Origin of the sequence: Kitasatospora misakiensis (assembly GCF_042656005.1) — a bacterium.
In the GTDB taxonomy this organism is placed as follows: domain Bacteria; phylum Actinomycetota; class Actinomycetes; order Streptomycetales; family Streptomycetaceae; genus Kitasatospora; species Kitasatospora misakiensis.
The window spans coordinates 26,417-46,958 of the sequence record NZ_JBHSOF010000041.1 but is presented as its reverse complement, the minus strand read 5'-3'; the positions used below and the strand labels follow the sequence as shown (position 1 = coordinate 46,958).

General features: G+C 74.6%; 16 protein-coding genes. 10 read left to right on the top strand and 6 right to left on the bottom strand.

Annotation, left to right across the window (positions count from 1 at the left end; genetic code table 11):
- Positions 1-48 precede the first annotated feature (48 nt).
- Positions 49-642, bottom strand: a complete 594-nt coding sequence (locus tag ACFP3U_RS26680) for a fasciclin domain-containing protein (protein WP_380228224.1) — start codon at positions 640-642, stop codon at positions 49-51.
- A 254-nt stretch (positions 643-896) separates the two neighbouring features.
- Between ACFP3U_RS26680 and ACFP3U_RS26675 the strand changes: the two genes are divergently transcribed.
- The gene (locus tag ACFP3U_RS26675; RefSeq protein WP_380228250.1) at positions 897-1,994 is read left to right on the top strand and encodes a MerR family transcriptional regulator; all 1,098 of its coding nucleotides are present in this window, start codon (positions 897-899) and stop codon (positions 1,992-1,994) included.
- Positions 1,991-2,797, top strand: a complete 807-nt coding sequence (locus ACFP3U_RS26670) for an MFS transporter (protein ID WP_380228223.1) — start codon at positions 1,991-1,993, stop codon at positions 2,795-2,797. Before ACFP3U_RS26675 ends, ACFP3U_RS26670 begins: the two co-directional genes overlap by 4 nt.
- 164 nt (positions 2,798-2,961) lie before the next feature.
- Here ACFP3U_RS26670 and ACFP3U_RS26665 read toward each other — a convergent pair whose 3' ends face one another.
- From ACFP3U_RS26665 to ACFP3U_RS26655, 3 genes are all read right to left on the bottom strand, one after another.
- Complete coding sequence (locus tag ACFP3U_RS26665; protein WP_380228222.1) at positions 2,962-3,162, bottom strand: hypothetical protein; 201 nt, start codon at positions 3,160-3,162, stop codon at positions 2,962-2,964.
- A 215-nt stretch (positions 3,163-3,377) separates the two neighbouring features.
- A complete protein-coding gene (locus ACFP3U_RS26660) occupies positions 3,378-4,634 on the bottom strand; it encodes a lanthionine synthetase C family protein (protein WP_380228221.1) in 1,257 nt (418 codons plus the stop codon).
- On the bottom strand, positions 4,631-7,708 hold the full coding sequence (locus ACFP3U_RS26655) for a lantibiotic dehydratase (RefSeq protein ID WP_380228220.1): 3,078 nt from the start codon (positions 7,706-7,708) through the stop codon (positions 4,631-4,633). The genes ACFP3U_RS26660 and ACFP3U_RS26655 overlap by 4 nt, the downstream gene beginning before the upstream one ends.
- A gap of 456 nt (positions 7,709-8,164) precedes the next feature.
- Here ACFP3U_RS26655 and ACFP3U_RS26650 point away from each other — a divergent pair, with 456 nt between their 5' ends.
- The 7 genes from ACFP3U_RS26650 (at position 8,165) to rho (ending at position 14,300) form a co-directional block, all read left to right on the top strand.
- Complete coding sequence (locus ACFP3U_RS26650) at positions 8,165-9,091, top strand: alpha/beta hydrolase (protein ID WP_380228219.1); 927 nt, start codon at positions 8,165-8,167, stop codon at positions 9,089-9,091.
- A gap of 220 nt (positions 9,092-9,311) precedes the next feature.
- The gene (locus tag ACFP3U_RS26645; protein WP_380228249.1) at positions 9,312-10,226 is read left to right on the top strand and encodes a S8 family serine peptidase; all 915 of its coding nucleotides are present in this window, start codon (positions 9,312-9,314) and stop codon (positions 10,224-10,226) included.
- A 105-nt stretch (positions 10,227-10,331) separates the two neighbouring features.
- Positions 10,332-10,562 carry a hypothetical protein gene (locus ACFP3U_RS26640; RefSeq protein WP_380228218.1) on the top strand — a complete coding sequence of 77 codons (231 nt, stop codon included), beginning with the start codon at positions 10,332-10,334 and terminating at the stop codon, positions 10,560-10,562.
- 106 nt (positions 10,563-10,668) lie between these two features.
- The gene (locus ACFP3U_RS26635; protein ID WP_380228217.1) at positions 10,669-11,664 is read left to right on the top strand and encodes a cyanobactin maturation protease PatG family protein; all 996 of its coding nucleotides are present in this window, start codon (positions 10,669-10,671) and stop codon (positions 11,662-11,664) included.
- Positions 11,665-11,719: 55 nt separating this feature from the next.
- Positions 11,720-12,163, top strand: a complete 444-nt coding sequence (locus ACFP3U_RS26630; protein ID WP_380228216.1) for a hypothetical protein — start codon at positions 11,720-11,722, stop codon at positions 12,161-12,163.
- Between the two features lie 49 nt (positions 12,164-12,212).
- On the top strand, positions 12,213-12,533 hold the full coding sequence (locus tag ACFP3U_RS26625; protein WP_380228215.1) for a hypothetical protein: 321 nt from the start codon (positions 12,213-12,215) through the stop codon (positions 12,531-12,533).
- A gap of 315 nt (positions 12,534-12,848) precedes the next feature.
- The gene (gene rho / locus ACFP3U_RS26620) at positions 12,849-14,300 is read left to right on the top strand and encodes a transcription termination factor Rho (protein ID WP_380228214.1); all 1,452 of its coding nucleotides are present in this window, start codon (positions 12,849-12,851) and stop codon (positions 14,298-14,300) included.
- Positions 14,301-14,310: 10 nt separating this feature from the next.
- On the opposite strand, the gene ACFP3U_RS26615 is transcribed toward rho, so the two are convergent.
- Positions 14,311-18,828 carry a CHAT domain-containing protein gene (locus ACFP3U_RS26615; RefSeq protein ID WP_380228213.1) on the bottom strand — a complete coding sequence of 1,506 codons (4,518 nt, stop codon included), beginning with the start codon at positions 18,826-18,828 and terminating at the stop codon, positions 14,311-14,313.
- A 139-nt stretch (positions 18,829-18,967) separates the two neighbouring features.
- The gene (locus ACFP3U_RS26610; RefSeq protein WP_380228212.1) at positions 18,968-19,669 is read right to left on the bottom strand and encodes a hypothetical protein; all 702 of its coding nucleotides are present in this window, start codon (positions 19,667-19,669) and stop codon (positions 18,968-18,970) included.
- 170 nt (positions 19,670-19,839) lie between these two features.
- On the opposite strand from ACFP3U_RS26610, the gene ACFP3U_RS26605 reads away from it, so the two are divergent.
- Positions 19,840-20,517 (top strand): hypothetical protein, encoded by a 678-nt coding sequence (locus ACFP3U_RS26605; protein WP_380228211.1) that lies wholly within the window; start codon positions 19,840-19,842, stop codon positions 20,515-20,517.
- The last annotated feature ends 25 nt before the right edge of the window (positions 20,518-20,542 follow it).

The following is a 20,542-nucleotide window of genomic DNA, read 5'->3' as shown; positions in this document are numbered from 1 at the left end:
CCGGAGCGGCCCCGCGCGGACTGAGCTGCCCCGCGTGCACATCCGCCGTCAGCCGAAGGCCGGCACCGTGTCCAGGATCGCGAGCCGCGCATTGGCCGTCCGGATGCTGCCGCAGAGGACCTGCGCGCCGCCGATGCGGTAGTCCTCGCCGCTGCCGGTGGCCTTGAGGGCGGCGCCCTGGAGCGAGGTGTACTGCTTGTCCTGGAGGTCGTCCTTGCGCAGGTCGCGGACGACGATGAGCTTGCGGACCAGGTCGCCGGCGCCCTGCTGGGTCGTGAGGGCCTTCTTCTGCTCCTCGGTCAGCTTGGCGAAGGCGGCGTCGTTCGGGGCGAAGACGGTGACGTTCTCCATCGAGTCGAAGATGTCCTTGGCCTTGGCCGTCTTGACCAGGGCGGACAGCTGGGAGAGGTCCTTGGTCTGGTCGATCGCGGTCAGCACCGGCATCCGGCCCATCGCGTCGAGGCTGCCGGGGCCCTCGCCGGGCAGCGCCGCGCAGGCCTGGCCGAAGGCCTTCTCCGGGGGCGGGGGTGCGACGGCCACCGGACCGGCCCCGCCGGCGTCGACGCCGCCGCAGCCGGCGAGCGGGGCGAGGGCGAACGCCAGGGCCGCGAGGAGGGCGGGGCGGTGGGTGCGACGGCTCATGCGGAGGTCCTCCAGGGGGAACCGGTCGAATCGTGCCGAATACGCCCCAGATGGTGACACCGCGCCGCGCCGCCGCCCGGGAGATCGGGCCCGCACCGCACCGCCCGTCACCCGTGCGGCGCCGTCACCGGGCCGGGGGCACGAGCGGACCCGAGCCGCCCGCGTCGGCGGTTGGCGCAGTCGCGACCCCAGGGGCTCTTGACCCTCACGCGGTGTCAGGCTGCACAGTCGGTGTCGTGAACGAACACTGGACCGTGGGACGCGTGGCCGAGCTGGCCGGGGTGAGCGTCCGTATGTTGCATCACTATGACGGGATCGGGCTGGTCCGGCCGTCGGCGCGGACCGCGGCCGGCTACCGGGCCTATTCGGCGGCCGATGTGGAGCGGCTGAGGGAGGTATTGGCCTATCGGCGGCTCGGGTTCGGGCTGCGGGAGATCGCGGACCTGGTCGACGACCGGTCCATCGACGCGGTCGCGCACCTGCGCAGGCTGCGCGGCCTGCTGCTGGAGCAGCGGGACCGCACCGACGCGATGGTGGCGGCCATCGACCGGGAACTCACGGCACGGGCGGAGGGGATGACGGTGACTCCTGAGGAGCAACTGGGGATGCTCGGTGCACGGTTGTACGACGCGATCGGCGGCGCCTACCCGGCGACCCGGCGCACCGACCCGCGGATCGCCGCGCAGGTCTGGGACGCGCTCGGGGACGCGCGGCGGGTGCTCAACGTCGGGGCCGGTACCGGTTCCTACGAGCCCGCCGACCGCGAGGTGATCGCGGTGGAGCCCTCGGAGGTCATGCGCAGGCAGCGGCCCGCCGGCTCCGCGCCGTGCGTGGCCGCCGCGGCGGAGAGCCTGCCGTTCGAGGACGGCTCCTTCGACGTCGCGATGGCCGTCTCCACCGTCCACCACTGGGCGGACCCGCTGGCGGGGCTGCGCGAGATGCGGCGGGTGGCCCGCAAGGTGGTGGTGCTGACCTTCGACACCGACGAGCCTGGCTGGCCGGACCGCTTCTGGCTCACCCGCGACTACCTGCCCGAATTCGCCGCCGTCCTCGCGGAGTTCCCCTCGCTGGCCGCGATGACCGACGCGATCGGCGCCCGCGCCGAGCCGGTGCCCGTCCCGTGGGACTGCGCGGACGGCCTGTTCGAGGCGTACTGGCGCCGGCCCGGGGCCTACCTGGAGGACCGGGTGCGCCGGGCGATGTCGGTGTGGACCAGGGTGGGGCCGCAGGCCGAGCAGCGAGCGGTGCGAAGCCTGCGCGCGGACCTCGACTCCGGGCGGTGGGCCGAGCGCAACGGTGACCTCGACGGCCTCGACGCGGCGGACCTGGGCCTGCGGCTGCTGGTGGCGTGACCCGCGCCGCCGCCCTACCCGTCGGCGCGCTGACCGCGCCGGTGGCGCTGGCGGTGGACGCGGTCAGCTTCGGCCTCTCGGCGCTGCTGCTGGGCCGGATCCGGCGGCCCGGCGCCCGGCCCGCGGCCCGGCCGGGGGCGAGCCTGCGTACCGAGATCGCCGAGGGGCTGCGCTTCGTCCTCGGCGACCGGCTGCTGCGGGCGGTCACGCTCACCGCGGCGATCTCCAACCTCTGCGGCACGATCGGTGCCTCGATGCTCCTGGTCCTGCTGGCCGGCGAACTGCACCTGTCGCCGTTCCTGTGCGGGCTGGTGTTCACCGCCGAGGCCGTCGGCGGCCTGGCCGGCAGCCTGCTCACGGTGCGGTTCACCACCCGGCTCGGCCAGGGGCCGGCCATGTGCGCGGCGGTCGCGGGCAGTGCCGTGCTCTGGCTGCTGGCGGTGCCGTTCTTCCGGGCCGACGGCCGCTTCGCCCTGGCCGTCGTGCTGCAGGCGCTGGGCTGGACGGTCTTCATGACCTTCAAGATCACCTCGGTCGCCTTCCGCCAGCGGCTCTGCCCGAAGCCCCTGCTCGGCCGGATGACGGCGACGGTGCGTTTCCTGGTCTGGGGCGTGATGCCGATCGGCGCGCTGATCGGGGGCGTGCTCGGCCAGAGCCTCGGCGTCCGGCAGGCCCTCTGGGCCGGCGCGCTGGGCGAACTGCTGGCCGTCCTCCCGGTGCTCTGCTCACCCCTGCGCCGGATGCGCGACCTGCCGAAGGCCGCACCCACGGCCGAGCCACTGACGCCCGCGCCCGCCGGATGAGCGTGCGGGCTCCGGGCGATACGGCACGGCACGCAGGTCGCGGGCCCGCCGCCTCCGGGAGTGGAGGTGGGCGGGCCCGCGGGTGTCAGGCCAAGGTGTCGGCGCCTTCGCGGTCCGTCACGAGGTGGGTCGGACAGCGGGGCGCCGACGCGCCGTGGTGACGGTCAGCAGGCGCCCCAGTGGCTGGTGTTGCAGAAGGTGTTGAGCGTTTCGACGCCGCAGTAGGCTGTCACGGTGCAGATCTCAGCGCTGGTGCCGGCGCCCATCCGGGGGTCGAGCGGTGTGAGGTCCTCGGCGTCCAGGCGGATGTCGAGGTCGAACTCGGCCAGCTGGTCCTGGGCCTGGAGTACGGCGGTCGCGGTCATGGCGGCCTCTCTCTGTGGGTAGGTTCTCGTCGCGGTGGACGATTTCTGCTGCGTCGGCAGTGAGTGAACAGAGCGTTTTCGTGAAATGCCGACGTTTCACGCTCTGGCAGACGACCCGCCGCGCGGCGGACCGCGCAGCGGGCCACCTGGGTCAGGGGGCACCGGCCCGGAGGGTTCTGCCGGGGCGTCAGGACAGCAGCGTCAGGACAGCGGCGTCAGGACAGCAACAGCGCGGCGTCCCAAGGGGCTCGGCGCGCCTGCGCGGGCGCGAGGTGGGTGTGGAGGGTGAGCGCGACGCCGCCGGCTCCCTCCAGCAGTCCCGGCGAATCCCGGTGCTGTCGGCGGACGGGGTCGTACACCGGGTACCCGAAGGCGGTCGCCGGATCGTAGGCCGCGCGGATCAGGTCGATCACGTGCTCGGCCTCGCGGTGCAGCACGGGGTCGGACGCGTCGGCGGCCACCAGGGCGGTGGCCCGGGCCAGGCCGGCCAGTCCGTGGCACAGCCCCGCGTCGAAGAGGCCGTCGAGTCCGCCCTCCCGTCGGTGGACGGCGTGCACGGCGTCCACCGCGCGGCCTGTCCAGCTCTCCTCGCCCAGGGCAAGGCCGGCCAGTTGCAGGGCTCGGGCCACTCCGGGCGCGCCGTAGCACCACGACGCCCGGTGCGGCCGCACCCTCGGTCGCGGGTCGGCGCGCTCCTCGGCGGCGGTGATCAGCGACGGCCAGTACGGGCCCGCCTCGTCCTCGCGCGCCCAGCTCATCAGCCAGTCGGCGATGCGTCGGACGGCCGCCTCCTGGCCCGGGACGCGGTGGCCGCGCTGCCGGCTCAGCGACAGCAGGGCCAGTGGTCCGGCGACGCCGTGCGCGAGGCCCGGGCTGAGCACGTGCCGCGGCGGCCCACCGACCTCCGGCAGGCTGCTGTACCAGCCCGGCAACTGCCCGTCGGGCGTCCGCACCGGTTCGGTCACGGCCACCAGGGCGCGCAGGACATCGCCGAGGGCGTCCGGCGCGGCGGGCTCGGCGAGGAAGTAGCGGCCGAGGCCGGTGAGGCCGGAGACCAGGTCGAAGTACTCCACGGGGAGGGCGGACCGCCTCCGGGCGTTCGTGGCGCTCCCGGTGGCCAGGAGGCCCGCGAGCTGCCCCCGCAGCACGGTGTCCAACCGCTCCAGGGCGTTGCGGTAGCCGCCGTGGTGGTCCGCGGCCTGTTTGACCGCGAGGCCCAGGCCGGCGGCCCCCGAGAAGAGCCCACTCGTGGCGGCCTCGGCGGGGCGGGCCTGGAGGGCGTGCACGGCGGCGGTGAGCTTGTCGTGGGCCGCCGGCCGCCAGGCGGGATCGTCGGCGGAGAGTTCGCACAGGAGCACGGCTGCTCCCAGCAGGTCGCCGACGGGGGTGGCTCCCGGCTCGGGTGCGGGTGTCCAGGCGCTGATCCGGGTGGCCGTCTCGGCGACGATTGCCTCCGCTGTCCAGGTGGTCATGGCTGCCTGTGCCTCCTTCGTCCTTCCTCGTCGTCGGCGAGGCAGCGGGCCAGGGCGAGGGCGCGCCCCTCGGACTGCCGGTCGGGGCCGACGAGGCGGTTGTGGTGCATGTGGAGGACGCTCTGCAGGACGGAGCGTCGCTCCGTGGCGAGGGCGGCCAGGGGTTCGGACCGGTCGGCCGGGGTGGGCAGGGGAAGGTCGCTCGCGCGGTACCGGGCCGAGGCCTCCTGGCGGTGGCGATGGCCGTAGGCGCGGTGCGGTCGGCAGACCTCGTCGAGCGCGGGGTCGAGGAACCAGGCGGGCCAGCCGCCGCCGTGCACCGCCTGCACGGTGGTCGCGAAGTTCGCGGCGGCCAGCAGTACCTTCTCGTCCTCGGGGAGGCCGTCGGGGAAGGCCCGCAGCTGGTCCAGCACCTGGAGGCTGTCGTGGTGGAAGTGCCGTTCCACGGCCGTGATGACCTCCGGGCCGCCGTAGCGGAGGGTTTCCGGCTCGTAGCCGTCGAGGACCAGCCGGCCGGCCAGGCGCTGCCCGCGCAGCCGGTCCGCCCAGTCCAGCACCTCGCGGGTCGTCGGCCCGTGCAGCACCTCGGGATCTCCGTGGAACCGCAGCCTCAGGTGCGGGTCCGGGTCGCGGTACCGGACGAAGAACCAGCGGTCGACGCCGTCCGGCAGGGCCGCGAGCAGCAGCGGCAGGTGTTCGGTCAGCACCTCGTGCTGGCGGGCGGTGGCTCCGTAGAGCTTGGCGGACAGCCACCGCGGGTGGCGCCGGGGGATCGCCCGGGCGACCTGCGGGCGCGGCGAGGGTGCCGGGGTGCGCGGCCGGCGTGGCAGGAGGGGCACGATGAGCTCGCCGGCCCGGACCGCCCCGGATTCGTCGCGCAGCCAGCCGTGGCCCCGTCCGGCCCGCGCGGGCGGCTCGGTCACCAGGAGATCGGTGCCGCGGGCCAGATCGCGCCGCAGGAGCCGGCGGTGCAGCGGGCGGGAGAGGTCCAGGGTGAGCCGTCGGTCCGCGGTGCCGACGTCGACGAGGTCGGGGACGTTCCACCGGGCTCGCCACCGGTCCAGGAGGAGCTCCCACGCGTCGCCGGGCACGCTGGCGTCCGACAGCGCCGGGTCCGGGCGCCAGCGTGCCGGCGTCAGCACGGTGCGGCCGTAGCGCACGCGCGGCAGGTAGGGCGCGGCGTCGAGCGGTCCCCACTGCCAGACCACCCAGGTGGGCTGCGCCATACGGGGCACCTCCCAGAGGAAGCGGACCGCGGCCGGGGCCAGCCGCGCGTTCCCGGCGTGGGGGAAGGCCGGCGCGATCTCCCGTCCGGTCGCGGCCTCGACGAAGTACATGCGCGTGGTGTCGGCGGCGACGGCGATGTCCTGGGCCCGGAGGGTGTCGCCCGACCCGGGGTCGCCGAAGCATCCGACCGTCAGGCGGTCGGTGAAGAACGCGGGGACGCGGGCGGCGTCGGCGACGCCCTGGGCGGTCGGCTGGAAGTCGACCTGGACGGGCAGGGCGCCCTCGGCCGACCGGGCCCGGGTGCCGCGCCGGACCAGGTCGCCCAGCGGGCGGGCGTCGTCGAGCAGGTGGGCGAAGCGGGCCTCCAATGAGCCGGGCAGCGAGGAGCCGGTGGCCGGGGCCAGGACGGCGACGAAGTCGCCCTCCGCGAGCGCCCGGGGTGACTCGGCGGTGAGGTGCAGGCTGATCTCGCCCGGGAAGCGCAGGTCGGCGGTGCGGGCGTCGGGGCGGGCGTCGGGGTGGTCGCCGGGGTGGTCGCCGGGATGGGCGTCTGGGCGGGCGTCGTCGAGAGCGGCGATCATCTCGTCGTCGATCACCACCTCGGTCGCCCCCGAGACGGCGGCCGTGGACACCAGCCGCAGCAGCCAGCCGTCCCGTGCGAGGTCGTGCGCGGTCGGGGGCACCGGCGGGGCCGACCGTTCGCTGCGCGGGTTGCGGTACCCGGCAGGTGTGCCGAGGCCGGCCTGGGCGTCGAGGAGGTCGAGCAGCGGCACCGACTGGTCGGTGCCGTACCGCTCCAGGAACGCCGCGTGGTACTCGACGAGATGGGGCTGCTCGCTCGCGCGGGACCGCAGCCGCCAGAGCGCGGTCGCGGCGTGCTCGGCCTCCCGCAGCACCGCCTCGGGGAGCACCACGTCGGCGTCGACCCGCAGGTCGACCCCCGCGGGGCTGGGGTGCGGATGCCGGGCGTTCATGGCGTCCACCAGGGAGCGCCAGCTGGACAGTCCGGCGCCGGGCCGGTGCCGCCCGTGCCGGTGCAGCCGCTCGGCGATGTCGGCGATGTTGTCGAGGTCGGACAGGTCGGAAGGGTCGGAGAGGTCGGCGGCGCGCAGTCGGTCGACGACATGCCGCAGCGGGTCCGGCGAGGTGAGCGGCGGGTGGAGGTCCGTGAGCAGGAACCCCCGCCTCACGAGATCGACCAGGACGTCCTCGATCCTGCCCACGGGAACCGTGGGAAAGGCCGCCGTCACCCGGCCGATCAGGGAACCGGCCGCGACCGGCCGCTCGGCGGTCCGCAGGATGAGCTCCAACGCGCCGGTGTACCGGGCGGATGCCTCCTCCATACCGGGGTCGGGCACGCTGCTGCTCTCCCCGGCCGGGGCGCAAGGCAGGACCCAGCGGTCGCCCCGCCGGAACCCCAGGTCGTTGCGCACCACCCGCAGCGTGCGCAGGACGGCGGGCCGCCGTTCCCATCGGCAGACCTCCTCGGCCAGCCACTCACCGTCGGGCCTGACCACGGCACGGTGTTCCGCACCGAGGCGCACCCGGACGGAGTCGCCGAACGACACCGGTGCCACACCGGCGAGCAGGCCGAACGGCGTCGGCCTGCTGGAGCCTCGCAGGACGTAGCGCGTCGCGGCCAGAGCGGCCTTGAGCAACGCCTTCGGCCGCACCGCCCGGCGCGCGCGAATCGCCGCCACGGACGTGTACAGCGGCAGATTGGAGACGGCGATCGCCTCAAGGACCCACGGATCAGCGGTGAGTTCATCGAGGTAGTCGGCGACCTCGTGCAGGTCCCGCAGGTCGATCTCGTCGGCCCCGGCCGACGGCGGGGTCAGCATCGCCATCCTCAGCAAACCCCCGGGCACTGCGTCAAACAGGCCGCCACCGGCATCCGACATCACGCGCTCCGTTCCCCATTCCCCGCCCTGGGCCCGTCCTGGCCCTCGTCCGGCCCGGGCAACTGCCATCCTGGCGACCGCCTGCCGGGCGCACATCCGTCAGTTGACGGTCAGCCCGCGAACAATCCCGCAGTCCGCCGGAGTTGAGTCATCTGACGGACCGTCGTGACGCCGCGCCCGACCGCCGCCCGCAACCTGCCCCGCCGGCGTCCACCGCCGCTCTGCGGCAGCCCGAGGCAGCCGTCGACCCGGATCCGCCGAATTGGGTCAGGCGACTGACGCGCCGGTCCGTGCCGATCGGTCACAGTCGAGGCTGCGAGCCGCCCGTGGGCGGCGACGCGGCCGACCGACCGGGGCCACCAGGGGCCCTCGCGGTCCCCGATCGACAGGAAGAGCACCCGCATGCCCAGGTCCGACATCCGTTTCGACAGCGCCGGCATCGAGATCGCCGCGCACCTCTACACCCCCGACACCCCCGCGCGGGGCCCGCTGCCGGCTCTGGTGGTCGGCCACCCCGGAACCGGTGTGAAGGAGCAGACGTCCGGCACGTACGCGCGGCGGATGGCCGGGCGCGGGTTCGTCACCCTCGCCTTCGACGCCGCCCACCAGGGGGAGTCCGGGGGACAGCCGCGCGGCTTGGAGGACCCGGCGCAGCGGGTGGAGGACTTCAAGGCCGCCGTGTCCTACCTGACCACCCGCGAGGAGGTCGACGCGGAGCGGATCGGCCTGCTCGGGATCTGCGCCTCGGGCGGTTACTCCCTGTCCGCGACCGGCTCCGACAGCCGGGTCCGGGCGGTGGCCGCCGTGTCCACCGCCGACCCGTCCCGGCAGTTCCGGCTGGGCGCCGACGGTGCCCAGGACCCGGCCGCCTTCCGGACCCTGCTGGACGCGGCCGCCCGGGCCCGTACCGCCGCCGCCCGGGGCCAGGACCCCGGGACGATGACGATGTTCCCGGCGACGGCCGAGCAGGCGCGCGAGCTCGGCGGTGAGCACGGCGCTGAGGGCTTCGCGTACTACTGCACCTCGCGCGGCGAGCACGAGCGCTCGGCGAAGTTCCTGGCCTGGGAGAGCATCGACAGGCTGGCCGGCTACGACCCGTTCCTCGCCGTCCCGCTCATCGGCCCGCGCCCGATGCTGCAGATCGTCGGCGAACGCGCCGTCACCTCCTGGATGGCCGTCGAGGCACACCAACGAGCGACCGGTCCGGCCGAGTTGCACTGGATCGGCGGCGCGAGCCACGTCGACCTCTACGACAGGGAGGAGTACATCGACCAGGCCGTCGACAAGCTGGCCGACTACTTCGCCGACCACCTGCCCGCCAGGGGCTGATGCGCCGGCGCCCCGTCTCACCGACGGGTGGCCACGTGAAGTGACCGCTTCGTCGCCGTGAGGCACCGGATCGGTGCCGGGAGCCGCCCGAGGCGCTCGGGCGGGCCCGGCGTCGTCGTGACGGCCAGTTACCCGGCGCGGCCGTGCGGATGACTGCGATCCGGGGTCGGTCTATGGTGGTGGAGGGGACCGGTGTGCGACAGCGAATCTGGTGATCACCATGTGGTCCCACAATCCGGGCTTCGAGGCGGCGTCCGCCGGGCCGGTCGCCGATACCCCGCTGGGGCTGGTCGGCCTCACGGCGCTGATGGCACGCAGCAGCGGACGCGCGGACATCGGGGTGGGGCTGATCGACGGCCCGGTCGCGCTCGGACACCCCGCACTCGCGGCCGAGCTGGTGCGCGAGGTCCCGGCCGGCCCGCCGCCGGGGTGTCGGGACACCGCCGGTGCGTCCTGCCGGCACGGGACGTTCGTCGCGGGCATCCTGGCCGGCCGCCGCGGTTCGCAGGTGCCCGGCATCTGCCCGGACTGCACCCTCCTGGTCCGGCCGGTCTTCGGGGAGACGGAACCGGGCCCCGGCCTGATGCCGACCGCGACGCCGGAGGAGCTGGCGGAGGCGTTGCTCGCCACGGTGGAGAGCGGCGCGCGCGTCGTCAACGTCAGCGCCGATCTGCGCTGGTCCTCGGTGCGGGAGCGGAACGCCCTGACGGAGGCTCTGGACCACGCGCTGCGGCGGGGAGTGATCGTGGTGGCCGCCGCCGGCAACCAGGGCGCGGTGGGCGGTTCGGCGCTCACCCGGCACCCCGCCGTGTTACCGGTGGCCGCGTGCGACGTCCGCGGTCGGCCGCTGGGCTACTCCAACCTCGGCGCCTCGATCGGCCGCCACGGGGTGCGCGCGCCCGGCGAGGGCGTGGCCGGCCTGACCACCGGGCGGCCGGACCCGATCAGCGGCACCAGCGTGGCCGCACCCCTGGTCACCGGCACCGTCGCCCTGCTCTGGTCGCTGCGCCCCGCCGCCGGCGCCGCCGCCGTCCGGGACGCCGTTCTGAACGCCGCCCCGTGGCACCGCGCGGTGGTCCCGCCCCTGCTGGACGCCTGGGGCGCCTACCTCCGGGTGACCGCCGGAAACCCCTGACCCGAGAGCGAATGACCCACGAGCGAATGACCCGACAGCGAAGCGAACGAGGCAGGACGAGAAGGACGAGGAAGGACGAGGAAGGACGAGGAAGGGAGAGACGCCATGGGAGACCGATCCGGGCGGGCCGCCCCAGAGGACCCGCCATCCTCCGCACCCACCCCCGCCCGCCCCCGGGTACGGCTGCCCGGCTTCGTCTCCGACGAGGAGATCGGCCTCGGCGACGTCATCAAGCACGCGACCACGAGCCTGGGCGTCCGGCCGTGCGGCGGATGCGCCCGGCGGGCCGAAACGCTCAACCGCTGGGTGGGCTTCGGCGGCCGGCGGGGTTCCTGACAGCGCGAGGCAGCACACCCGCCGTACGGACCGGAAAGGCCGCACAGGTCGAAGAGCAGAAGAGAAGGGAACGGACCGATGACGCGAGTGACCGAGGTGGTGCGCGATGGCTGACCAAAGCACGGAGCTGACGCAGCAGCCGACGGTGCCGGACGCACCGCCACCACAGCCGCCACCCTCGCCCGTCGTGACCCCGGCTGCGGCACCGGCCGCCCCGGAACCCGCCTTACCGCCGGAACCGCCGCGCCCGCTGACGCCGGCCGGGTCCGCCCAGGGGGAGCACGTCTGCCCGGCCTGCGCCGCCTCGACCGGCTCTGCCGGGGCCGCGTCGCCCCGCTACGTGTACGCGCTGGGCCGGGTCGAGATCCGCTTCCCCAGCCTCGGGGTGGAGAAGGAGTACACCCAGGTCGGAGGCCGCACCGACGCGGCCGGCCTGACCGACCGGGAACTGCTGCGCACCACGCTCACCGACCCCGCCAACCGTTACCTGGCCCGGCAGTTGTGCTGGGTGCTGACCGTCGAGGGCCTGGAGACGTACCTGCTCCACCCGCGCGACCCCGCGGACCTCTCCCTGCTGATCGAGGCGGTGCGGCCGTCGCCCGGCCCGTCCGACCTGGACGTGGTGATCGGCGTGCGCGGCCCGATCGCCGGGCCGGACCACTGCAACGGCCTCACGGTGCCCGTCGTGCTGTTCGACCAGATCTACTCCTTCGACCGGAACGCCCTGATCGACAGCCTGCCCGTCCCCGACGGCGTCGACGGCGACCGCTACCGCGTGACGGCGGAGGAGATCCTCCACCGCACCCTCCAACTGTCCGACAACGCCGGGGCCACGGACGAGCACCGCGCGCTCAACTACCTGGCGGTGCGCTACCCGGCCGTCTACAACCGGGCGGTCGAGTCCTACGCCGACAACAAGTCGCTGACCGGGGTCGAGGTGCGCCCCTCCCGTCTGGGCGGCGGCACCCGCACCATCGTGGACGTCGTCTTCTCCTACACCCACCGCGGCACGGACGTCACCGACAAGTGCTTCGTCCGGGTGGACGTGAGCGAGCGGTTCCCCTTCCTGGTCAGCAAACTCCAGCCCTACTACGACCGCTGAGTCCTCCGGGGGTGTTCCGAACCCCCGGAGGCGTCCGAGTGAGGAGGCAGTCGAGATGAGAATGCCCGGATTCGTCGCCGAGGCGTCGATCGGCCCGCCGGGCGGGCCCTACCGCACCAGTGCCGGCCCCGCCGGCCCGCACACCGCCGCGCGGCAGCAGGCGGTGCTTCCGGCCCAGTCCGAAGTGTTCTGCGGCGTCTGCGCCCTGGGCGGCTTCGGTTGCGACAAGAAGTGCCACGACTGCGGCCCGTTCGATCTGTTCGAGTGCTGCGACAGCATCTGCACCGAGACGGTCAGCGCCGCGTCGACCGCCTCCCGGGCGTTCCCCGCCGGGACGCCCCAGCTGTCCCGGACGCTCCACGGCCGGGGCACCGGTGACGACTGCATCCCGAACTGCGTGTGCATCACCGCCGAAGGCTGCCCCTGCTGCAACAGCGGGGACCTGAAGACCGGCGGCCTGAAGGAGTCGACGATCCGGCTCAAGGCTCCGAAGGGGTGACCGAGGCGTCCCCCGGCGGCTCGGTCGGACCCGAATCGAGGTGTATCGCATGACTCTGCCCGGCTTCTCGGCGGAAGCATCACTCGACCGGGCGGTCGGGTGCTACCGGACCTCGGCGGCGCGGCTCCCGGGGCACCCCACCTCCCGGGTGTTCCCGTCCGGCCGCGCCGGCCGGGGCGGCTTCCCGCCGCCCCCATGGAACAACCTGTTCCAGCGGTGCCAGGCGCATCAGCAGGAGTGCCACGTGAACGCGCTTCTCTGCCAGCTGGCGAACCCGACGCCCGGCTTCCCGTCCTTCTGTGACCTCGAACTGTGGAGCTGCCTGGCGGCGGACCCGCTGTGCCCGCCGTACTGGATATCCGCCCGCTAGCGCGATCCTTCCTCCCCGCTCCCGCCGAGGGGCGGGGAGACCGGTGCCCACGGCCGTTGTCGCCCGGCCATCCGGTGATCCGAGGCCGCGCCGCCGATAAACCGAGGCGTTGCGGCGCACCGTAGTGTTACCCTGCATGGAGGCGATGCTGGAAGCCCACCCTTTCGGGGTGCGGGAACCAGGCGCCTTGTACATCCGAGGCCCTCAGGGGGCCGGCCCGGATACCGACGGACTGACGCCCTTCCGGCGCTCCGTTCCTGAGTATTCCGGCTACAGCTGAGAGTGTGCCCCTCGCGCGGCCGCTCGCTGCCGCTTATGGCCGTTCACCGCCGCTCCGTGTCGCCCACGCCGGGCCCGCCCGGAGGCCCGGCGCCGCCACACCCTTCGACATCACAGGAGTACCTTCTCGTGACCACCACCATCGAACCGTCGACCACCGCACCGCTGGACGGCCTGCTGAAGGCCGACCTCCACCAACTCGCCTCCGCCCTGGGCATCCCGGGCGCCGCACGCCTGCGCAAGGGCGAACTCGTCGAGGCGATCACCGCAGGGCGTTCCGCCGAGCGGCCGCAGGCGCCGGCGCCGTTGCCGCGAGCACGTGGCCGCTCCGACCGGCCGGCGCGGCCGACCACCACCGCGGGGAGCGACCTCGTCCCGGTCTCCGGGGTCCTGGACGTCCGCGAGGGGAACGCCGTCCTGCGCACCTCCGGCTACCTCCCCGGGCCCACCGACGTGCGCCTGCCCGCCGGCCAGGTGCGGGCGCTCGGCCTGCGGTCCGGGGACGTCCTGACCGGCGCGACCCGCCCGGACGCGGGCGGTGCCCGCCAGCCGCTGGCGCGCGTCGACACGGTCAACGGCCGCCCCGCCGACGAGTCCCGATCCCGGCCCGTGTTCCACGAACTGACGCCGCTGTACCCGCAGCGGCAACTGCGCCTGGAGACCGACCCCAAGCAGCTGACCGGCCGCGTCATCGACCTGGTGGCCCCGATCGGGAAGGGCCAGCGCGGTCTGATCGTGGCACCGCCGAAGGCGGGCAAGACGATCGTCGTGCAGACCATCGCGGCGGCGATCGCCCGCAACCACCCCGAGGCCCACCTGATGGTCGTCCTGGTCGACGAGCGTCCGGAGGAGGTCACCGACATGCGGCGCACGGTCCGGGGCGAGGTCCTCGCCTCCACCTTCGACCGGCCCGCCCGCGAACACATCGCCCTCGCCGAACTCGCCGTCGAACGCGCCAAGCGCCTCGTCGAACTCGGCCACGACGTCGTCGTCCTGCTCGACTCCGTCACCCGCCTCGCCCGCGCCCACAACGCCACCGCACCCGCTCACGGCCGGACCCTCTCGGGCGGCCTCGACGCGACGGCCCTCCAGCACCCGAAGCGGCTCTTCGGCGCGGCGCGCAACATCGAGAACGGCGGCTCGCTGACCATCCTGGCCACCGCCCTCGTCGACACCGGCTCCCGCATGGACGACCTGATCTTCGAGGAGTTCAAGGGCACCGGCAACATGGAGCTCCGCCTCGACCGCCACCTCGCCGACCGGCGCGTCTTCCCGGCCGTCGACGTCAAGGCCTCCGGCACCCGCCGCGAGGACCTCCTCCTCGGCCCCGCCCGCACACCCGCGGCGTGGGCCCTGCGCCGGGCCCTGGGCGGCCTCGACGCCCAGCAGGCCACGGAGCTGCTCCTGGACCGGCTGAAGCGGACCGCCAGCAACGACGAACTCCTGCGCCAGGTGGCCACCAGCACCCCGCCGCCCCGCACCTCCTGAGCCCCAGCGCTCACGCGCCCGCGTGGACGTACGCCGCCCAGACGTGCGGTCGGCGGGGCAGCCGTCGGCGCAGCTCCCGGACGACGTGGTGGAGGGCGAGTGCGCTCGACCCGGTCCGGTCGGCCGTTACGCGCCGGTAGAAGTCCCGGGTGACGCCGTCCGCCGCCTCGCTGTCGATCTCCCAGAGCGTGCCGACGGCCGCCGGGAAGCCGGCGATCAGGAAGGCGCTGGTGATGTGGATCGCCTCGTCGCTGAGCCGCTCCGACCCGCGCGCCGTGCCGCAGCCCGCGAGGAAGGCCAGCCGGGCGGCGTCCGGCCGGGCCCGGCAGATCTCCAGGACGGAGAGCTGCTCGCCGCTCGGCAGATGGAGGCGGGCGCCGGACGGCTCGGCGGCGTCGGTGGCCGCGTGGCAGCCGAAGTGCGCCCACGGGGTGCTGCCGAGCGCGCCGAGCACGGCCTCCTTGGTCGCCTCGGCGCCGACCAGCGGGCCGGGGGCGTGGAGCCGTTCGGCCGCGTAGTGGGCCGCCCCGGCGACGCGGGGCAGCTCGTCCTCGGAGGCGGCGACCAGCAGCGCGGCCGTCGCGCCGGCCGTCGCGCCGGCCGTCCCGCCGCTCGTCGGCGCGCCGCCGGGCTCGCGGTGGGCGGTGCGCGAGCGTGCGTGGGCCAGGATCTGGAAGCCGGGGACGTAGGACGACACGACGGAGTCGAGCGCGGCTCCGCAGCCCTCGGCCCCGCAGTCGGGCAGGGTGCACTGGGCGGCGTGCAGCGGGAGGGCGTGGAAGTCCCCGGTGGGCACCCACCAGATCCGCCGCCACGGTCCGAGGTCGGGTACGGGGGTCACGGCGCCGAGCCGGTCCAGCACGGGGCGGACCACCCGGTGCCAGGTCCAGGAGAGGACGCCGTCCAGCTCCGCCGAGGCGGCGACGAGCCCGGCCGGGCCCAGCCGGGCGGAACCCCGGGCGTTGATGGCGTCGTTGGCCTCGCGCAGCCGGCGCGCCGCGTCGGCGGCGTCCTGCTGATCGGGCTCCAGGGCGATCGCGCTGACGGACTCGGCCGTCACGACGATCGCGTAACACCGGACGGGGGGAATGTCGAGGAGGAGGCGCGCGTCGCGCACGGGCGCCTGGTGGAGCAGGACGACCGGACCGTCTTCGGCCAGGGCCCGCATCCGCGCGGCGGTGAGCGGGCGGAGGAAGCCGTCGAAGCCCGGGAGGGCGCGGACTTCGTCGATCAGCTCGTCGAGGGCCCGGGAGGCCAGCGAGCCCTCGAACCGGGCCCGTTCGGGGGCGACGGCGCCGTCGCCGTCGGCCGGTGGCTCCAGCAGGCCGGTGAGCCGTTCGAACTCCGTTGCCAGCTCCGGGTGTTCGGCGCGAAGCTCGGTGACGTCGGCCCGGGCCTCGACACGGCGGGAGAGCAGGATGCCGCGCCCGCGCTCCATCAGCTCCAGCGCCCGTTCGAGTCTCGGACCGTCGTCGATGTCGAAGGTGAGAGCGGGCAGGCCCTCGGTCGGAAATCCGGGTCGGGGCCCGGCGCCGGAGGCCGATGCCTCGTAGGCGGCCAGGAAGGCTTCGGCCGCCTGGAGGCGTCGCTGGGCGTCCAGTTGGGAGAGTGTCATCAGCAGCATGGTGGTGATGCCCCGCAGGACGGCTTCGAACGACGTCAGCCCGTGCTCGGCGGACGCCTGGTCACTGCCGCGGTCGGTGATGCGGGTGAGCTGGTCGACGAACTCCTCGACGTGGGCGAAGCCGGCGTCGAGCTGCGCCTCCGGCAGCCTGAGGGCCTGCGCGGCGAGGTCGACCGCCCGATGGGCCCGCAGCAGCGGGGAGCGCTCGGGCGCGGCCCACTCCCCGGCCCCGAAACCGCCGAGGAGACCGTGCAGCAGACGCTGGAGCGGCTCCGCGCCGGTGTCGCGGACGGCCTCCGTGCCGGGGATCAACGGTTCGGCGCCGGGCGGGGTGGCCATGGTGGAGACCAGGGAGCGCATGCCGGCGGTCCAGCCCTCGGGGGTGCCCGGCGCGACGGCGTCGATGACGCGCAGCGCCTCGTCGAGGTCCCGCCGGCCCTGCTCGGGGTCGCCCCGGGTGACCTCGCGGGCGTGCTGGGCCAGGACGTTCACGAGGGTCATCGCGGCGACCACTCGCGTGGGATCGCCCGTCGGGCACGCCGCGTACGCCGTGCGGCACCGCTCGACGAGTTCCTCCGTGACACCGGTGAGCAGGCCGCCCGGGCCGGTGGCGTCGATGGCGTTGAGGTAGTTGGCGGCCTCGGCCCGGATCTCCGACGGCGAAGGCGGGGCCGGGAACGTGCCGTCGTCGTCGGCAGCGTCCAGGGCGGCTTCGGTGGCGAGGCGTTCGAGTCGCAGGGCGGCCTCTCGGGCCTTGTCCCGCTGCGCGGGATCGTGCCCGAGGAGGTAGTTCTGCAGGCCGACGAAGAACTCCGCCCGAGCGGTGTCGACGGCCAGGGCGAGGCCGGTCGGCGGGCCGTCGGCGGTGGTCCGGAACGCCGATTCGGCGAGGAGCGCGGCGGCCTCGCGTGCGGCGGCGGGGTCGCCCCGTTGGGCTGAGGTCCAGGCGAGCGCCATGACCAGGAACCGGTCCCCGCCGAAGGCCTCGTCGACCGAGTGGCCGTGATCGTGGGCGAAGCGCAGCAGCTCCACGATCTCGTCGAGGTTGGACAGGTCCCGGGTGTCGGAGACCCGTAGGGAGAGCAGACTCGCGAGCGCGGCGGACAGCGGGGCCAGGGTGTCGGCGTCCTCCCCGGCGAGTTGCCCGAGGAGGTCCCGGGTGACCGCGATGTTGTGGTCGAGATCGGCGCGGGCCGCGGCCTCGTCGGGTCTGCCGTCGGGGCCGGCCTGCCCGAAGTCGTCGACGCGGAGGTCGGTCGCGCGGGCCATCGCGGCGGCCAGACGGGCGGCTTCCGGTATGCCGAGGCTGCCGTCGTCCTCGCCGAACCCGGCTGCGAGGAGGGCGACGGGCAGGGCCTCGTCGTAGCGGCGGCGGGTGAGGAGGACGTGCAGCGGGACCTCCTCCGGGGTCGGGCCCCAGGCGCCGCGGGCCAGCGCCTCGTCCGACAGCGCCTCGGCCTCGCTGCTGAGGGCGGCCGCGGCGGGGGAGGATTCCCGGAGCTCCCCGGCCCGCGACCCGGTGAGGGCGGCCAGGGCGGCCAGGTAGAGGTGGCGGCGGTGGTCGTCCGTCGCGACGTGCGCGAGGGCGTCGCGGAACCGGGCGATCTGCTCGTCGGCCTCCGGGCGGGCGTTCTCGGGGGTGTCGGGGTCGTCGGGCAGGGAGAGCAGGATCTCAAGGGCCTGGACGCGGATCGGCGCGAGGCCGCCCGTCTCGGCGGCCCACGCCTTGAACCGGCCGAACAGCTCGCGCGCGAACTGGAGTTCGTCCGGTGCCGGCTCCCCGCCGTCAGGTTCGGCCGTCGCGGGCCCCTTCGGTGCATCCGGGGCGTCCGGTCCCTCCGAGGCCCGCGTCCTCAGTTGCTCCGCCTCCCGGGCCGAAGCCTCGTCACCGCGCTCCCCGGCGAACGCCTCCAGCGCCTCCGCCAGCGCGGCGCGGACGGCGGGGTGCTCCGGGTGGTCGACCGGGGTCGCGGCGAGGGCGGCGCGCAGCCGCCGGACGGCGCAGGCGAGGACCGGCGCACTCTGCCCACCGACCCCCGCGTCCGTGAGGAGCACCCCGGCCCGCAGGTCGAACTGGCCCGCCCAGGCGGTGGATTCCTCCCGGATCCGCCGGACTTCGCGCAGGTCCTCCACCGCCGTGGGCGGGAGGTCCTCGGGCGCCGCCGCCGCGACCAGCCGCTCCGCCTCGTCGAGCGAGGGCGCACCGAGCAGCCGGGCCGCGTCGAGCAGCACGGCGAGGACCAGCCGCCGCAGGTCGGGCAGGGCCGTGTCGGGCACGCCGGGCGGCAGGTGCTCCGGGAGGGTCGAGGGCAGCACGGCGTGGGCGGCCCGCGCGTGCTCGGCGGCGGCGACCAGCGCGTCCGGATCCGCGGTCAGCCGGAACCGCTCGCTTTCGAGGGAGAGGGCGTGCAGCAGGAGGTCGACGTCGTCGTGGTCCTGGGGGAGCAGGCCGAGCGCCCGGCCCGACCAGGCGAGCGCGCGGTCCAACGCCGCCAGCCGTTCGGGCTCCCCGGTCTCCGGCCGCTCCAGCACCTGCCCGTGGGCCGTGCTCGCCAGGTGGGCGAAGCGGGCCTCGTTGAAGGACTCGTGGGCGCTGTACAGCTCGCGGAGCTGGGGAGGGAGCGCCTCGGGGGGAAGGCGGTTCCGCAGATAGCCGAAGGCCTGGTAGGCGACGAGCGAGTTCAGCAGCGCGTCCGGATCCTCGGCGCCCTCGTGCCGCCCCCAGAAGGTCCACAGGACGGCCCGGACGGCCCAGAGGTCCACCGGGAGGTCGGGGGACGGCGTCGCCGCACGGAGCAGCGTGAACGCGTCCTCCACCGCCTCGGGACTGCGCAGTGGACCCCGGTCCACCGCGTCCAGCGCGTCCGACACCCTCGCGGCGACCCGGTCGTACAGCTCTCCCACCCCGCCAAGTTAGCCTGACGCCACGTCAGTTCGCATGGCATTCGGGGAGTCGGTGACACCCGGGGCCGAGGGGGGCCGATGGGGCCGAGGGCACCGCCACCCGCCCGGCGTCAATCTGCCGGGCAGGGGGCGGGCGGGGTCAGAGCTTCTCGCCGCAGGCGACCTGTGCGAACAGGTCGATCTTGCCGGTGGTGGCCAGCGAGAGTTGCTCCGGGGCCGTCTCGGGGCAGCTCTCGTGCGGGCCGTTCTTGGCGATGTTGGGGACGAACAGCTTCGCCACCCGGTACTCGGGAGCCTTCGCGCCGGTGGCGTCGCAGGCGGTCTCGCGGGTGATGGGTTTCCCGACCGGGACCTTGGCCCGGTACACGCAGTCGCCGACGATGATCCTGGGGCCGCCGCCCATGCCCGGATCGCCGGGGTGCGGCGCCTTGAGGTTGCGTAGGCAGGCGTAGGCCGTCAGCCCGCCGCGGACCGAGGTCGCCCCGGTGGCCTGCAACAGGTTCCGTTCGAGGTCGAGGTACAGGTCGGTGGTGTCCTCGCAGTCCGACACGGCCTCGGCGGGGGGCGCGCCGACGGCGGGCGCCCCGGTGGACAGGGTGGTGGCGCTGCGCTTGGTGACCTTGGCCGCCGCGAAGGTGTCACCGCAGTCGACGGGCTGGTAGGGCGGACCGGAGCCGCCCTGGGACTTGCCGATGATCGGGCCCGCGCACTGGCCGACCGCGAAGTACGCGTCGGTCAGCTCCGCGGACGGCGGCGGCAGGCTCGGTGTGGTGGCACTCGCCGAGGCGCTCGGCCGGGCACTCGGTGTGACACTCGCGCTTCCCGAGGCGCTGTTGGTCACCGTGCTGCCGGCCGCCGGCGCCGATCCGTCGGATCTGCAGCCCGCAAGTGTCAGGCCCGCCACGACCAGGCACGCCGTCCGGGTCGTTCGTCCCCACAGGTTCCACATCCGTACCAACCCCCTTTGCGGCAGGCTAACACGTCGGTGATCGACGGGAGTTGGGTTTCCAAATGCTCCGGACGGCGCACCGGCAGGCCGTTGCCCGCGCAGGTGGTCGGCAGCAGTTCGTCGAAGAGGTCGATGTTGCGGTTCAACCTGCCCTGGAGCTCTTCGAGTTCGACGCCGACGGGCTCCCGCTGCTGGGCGAGACCGAGCCGGTCTTCGACGCCGCGAACGTGCTGCGGCTCGGCCGGGACGTGTTCTACCAGGTCTCCCGCAGCGGCAATGAACTCGGCCTGCGCTGGCTGGAGTCCACCCTCGGCCTGCTCGGCGACGGCGGGCTGCGGCTGCACCCGCTGCGCGACATCTACGGGTACACCCACATCGACAGCACCATCGCGCTGCTGCGGCCGGGGCTGGTGCTCCTCAACCCGGAGCAGGTCGCCCCGGACACCGTGCCGGAGCCCCTGCGGGGCTGGGACATCCTCTGGTGCCCCCCGGCTGAGCCCCCCGGCGACGCGGTCGAGAACGCGCTCAGCGAGAGCTGGATCAGTATGAACCTGCTGATGGTCTCCCCGGACCTGGCGATCGTCGAGTCCGGCCAGGACGCCCTGATCAAACAGTTGGAGCACGCCGGGATCACCGTCCTGCCGCACCGGCTACGGCACTCCCGGGCACTCGGCGGCGGCTTCCACTGCGTCACCCTGGACATCCGACGCGACGGCGGCCTGGAGGACTACCTGTCCTGACCCACCCGTCGGAGCCCGGAAGGCC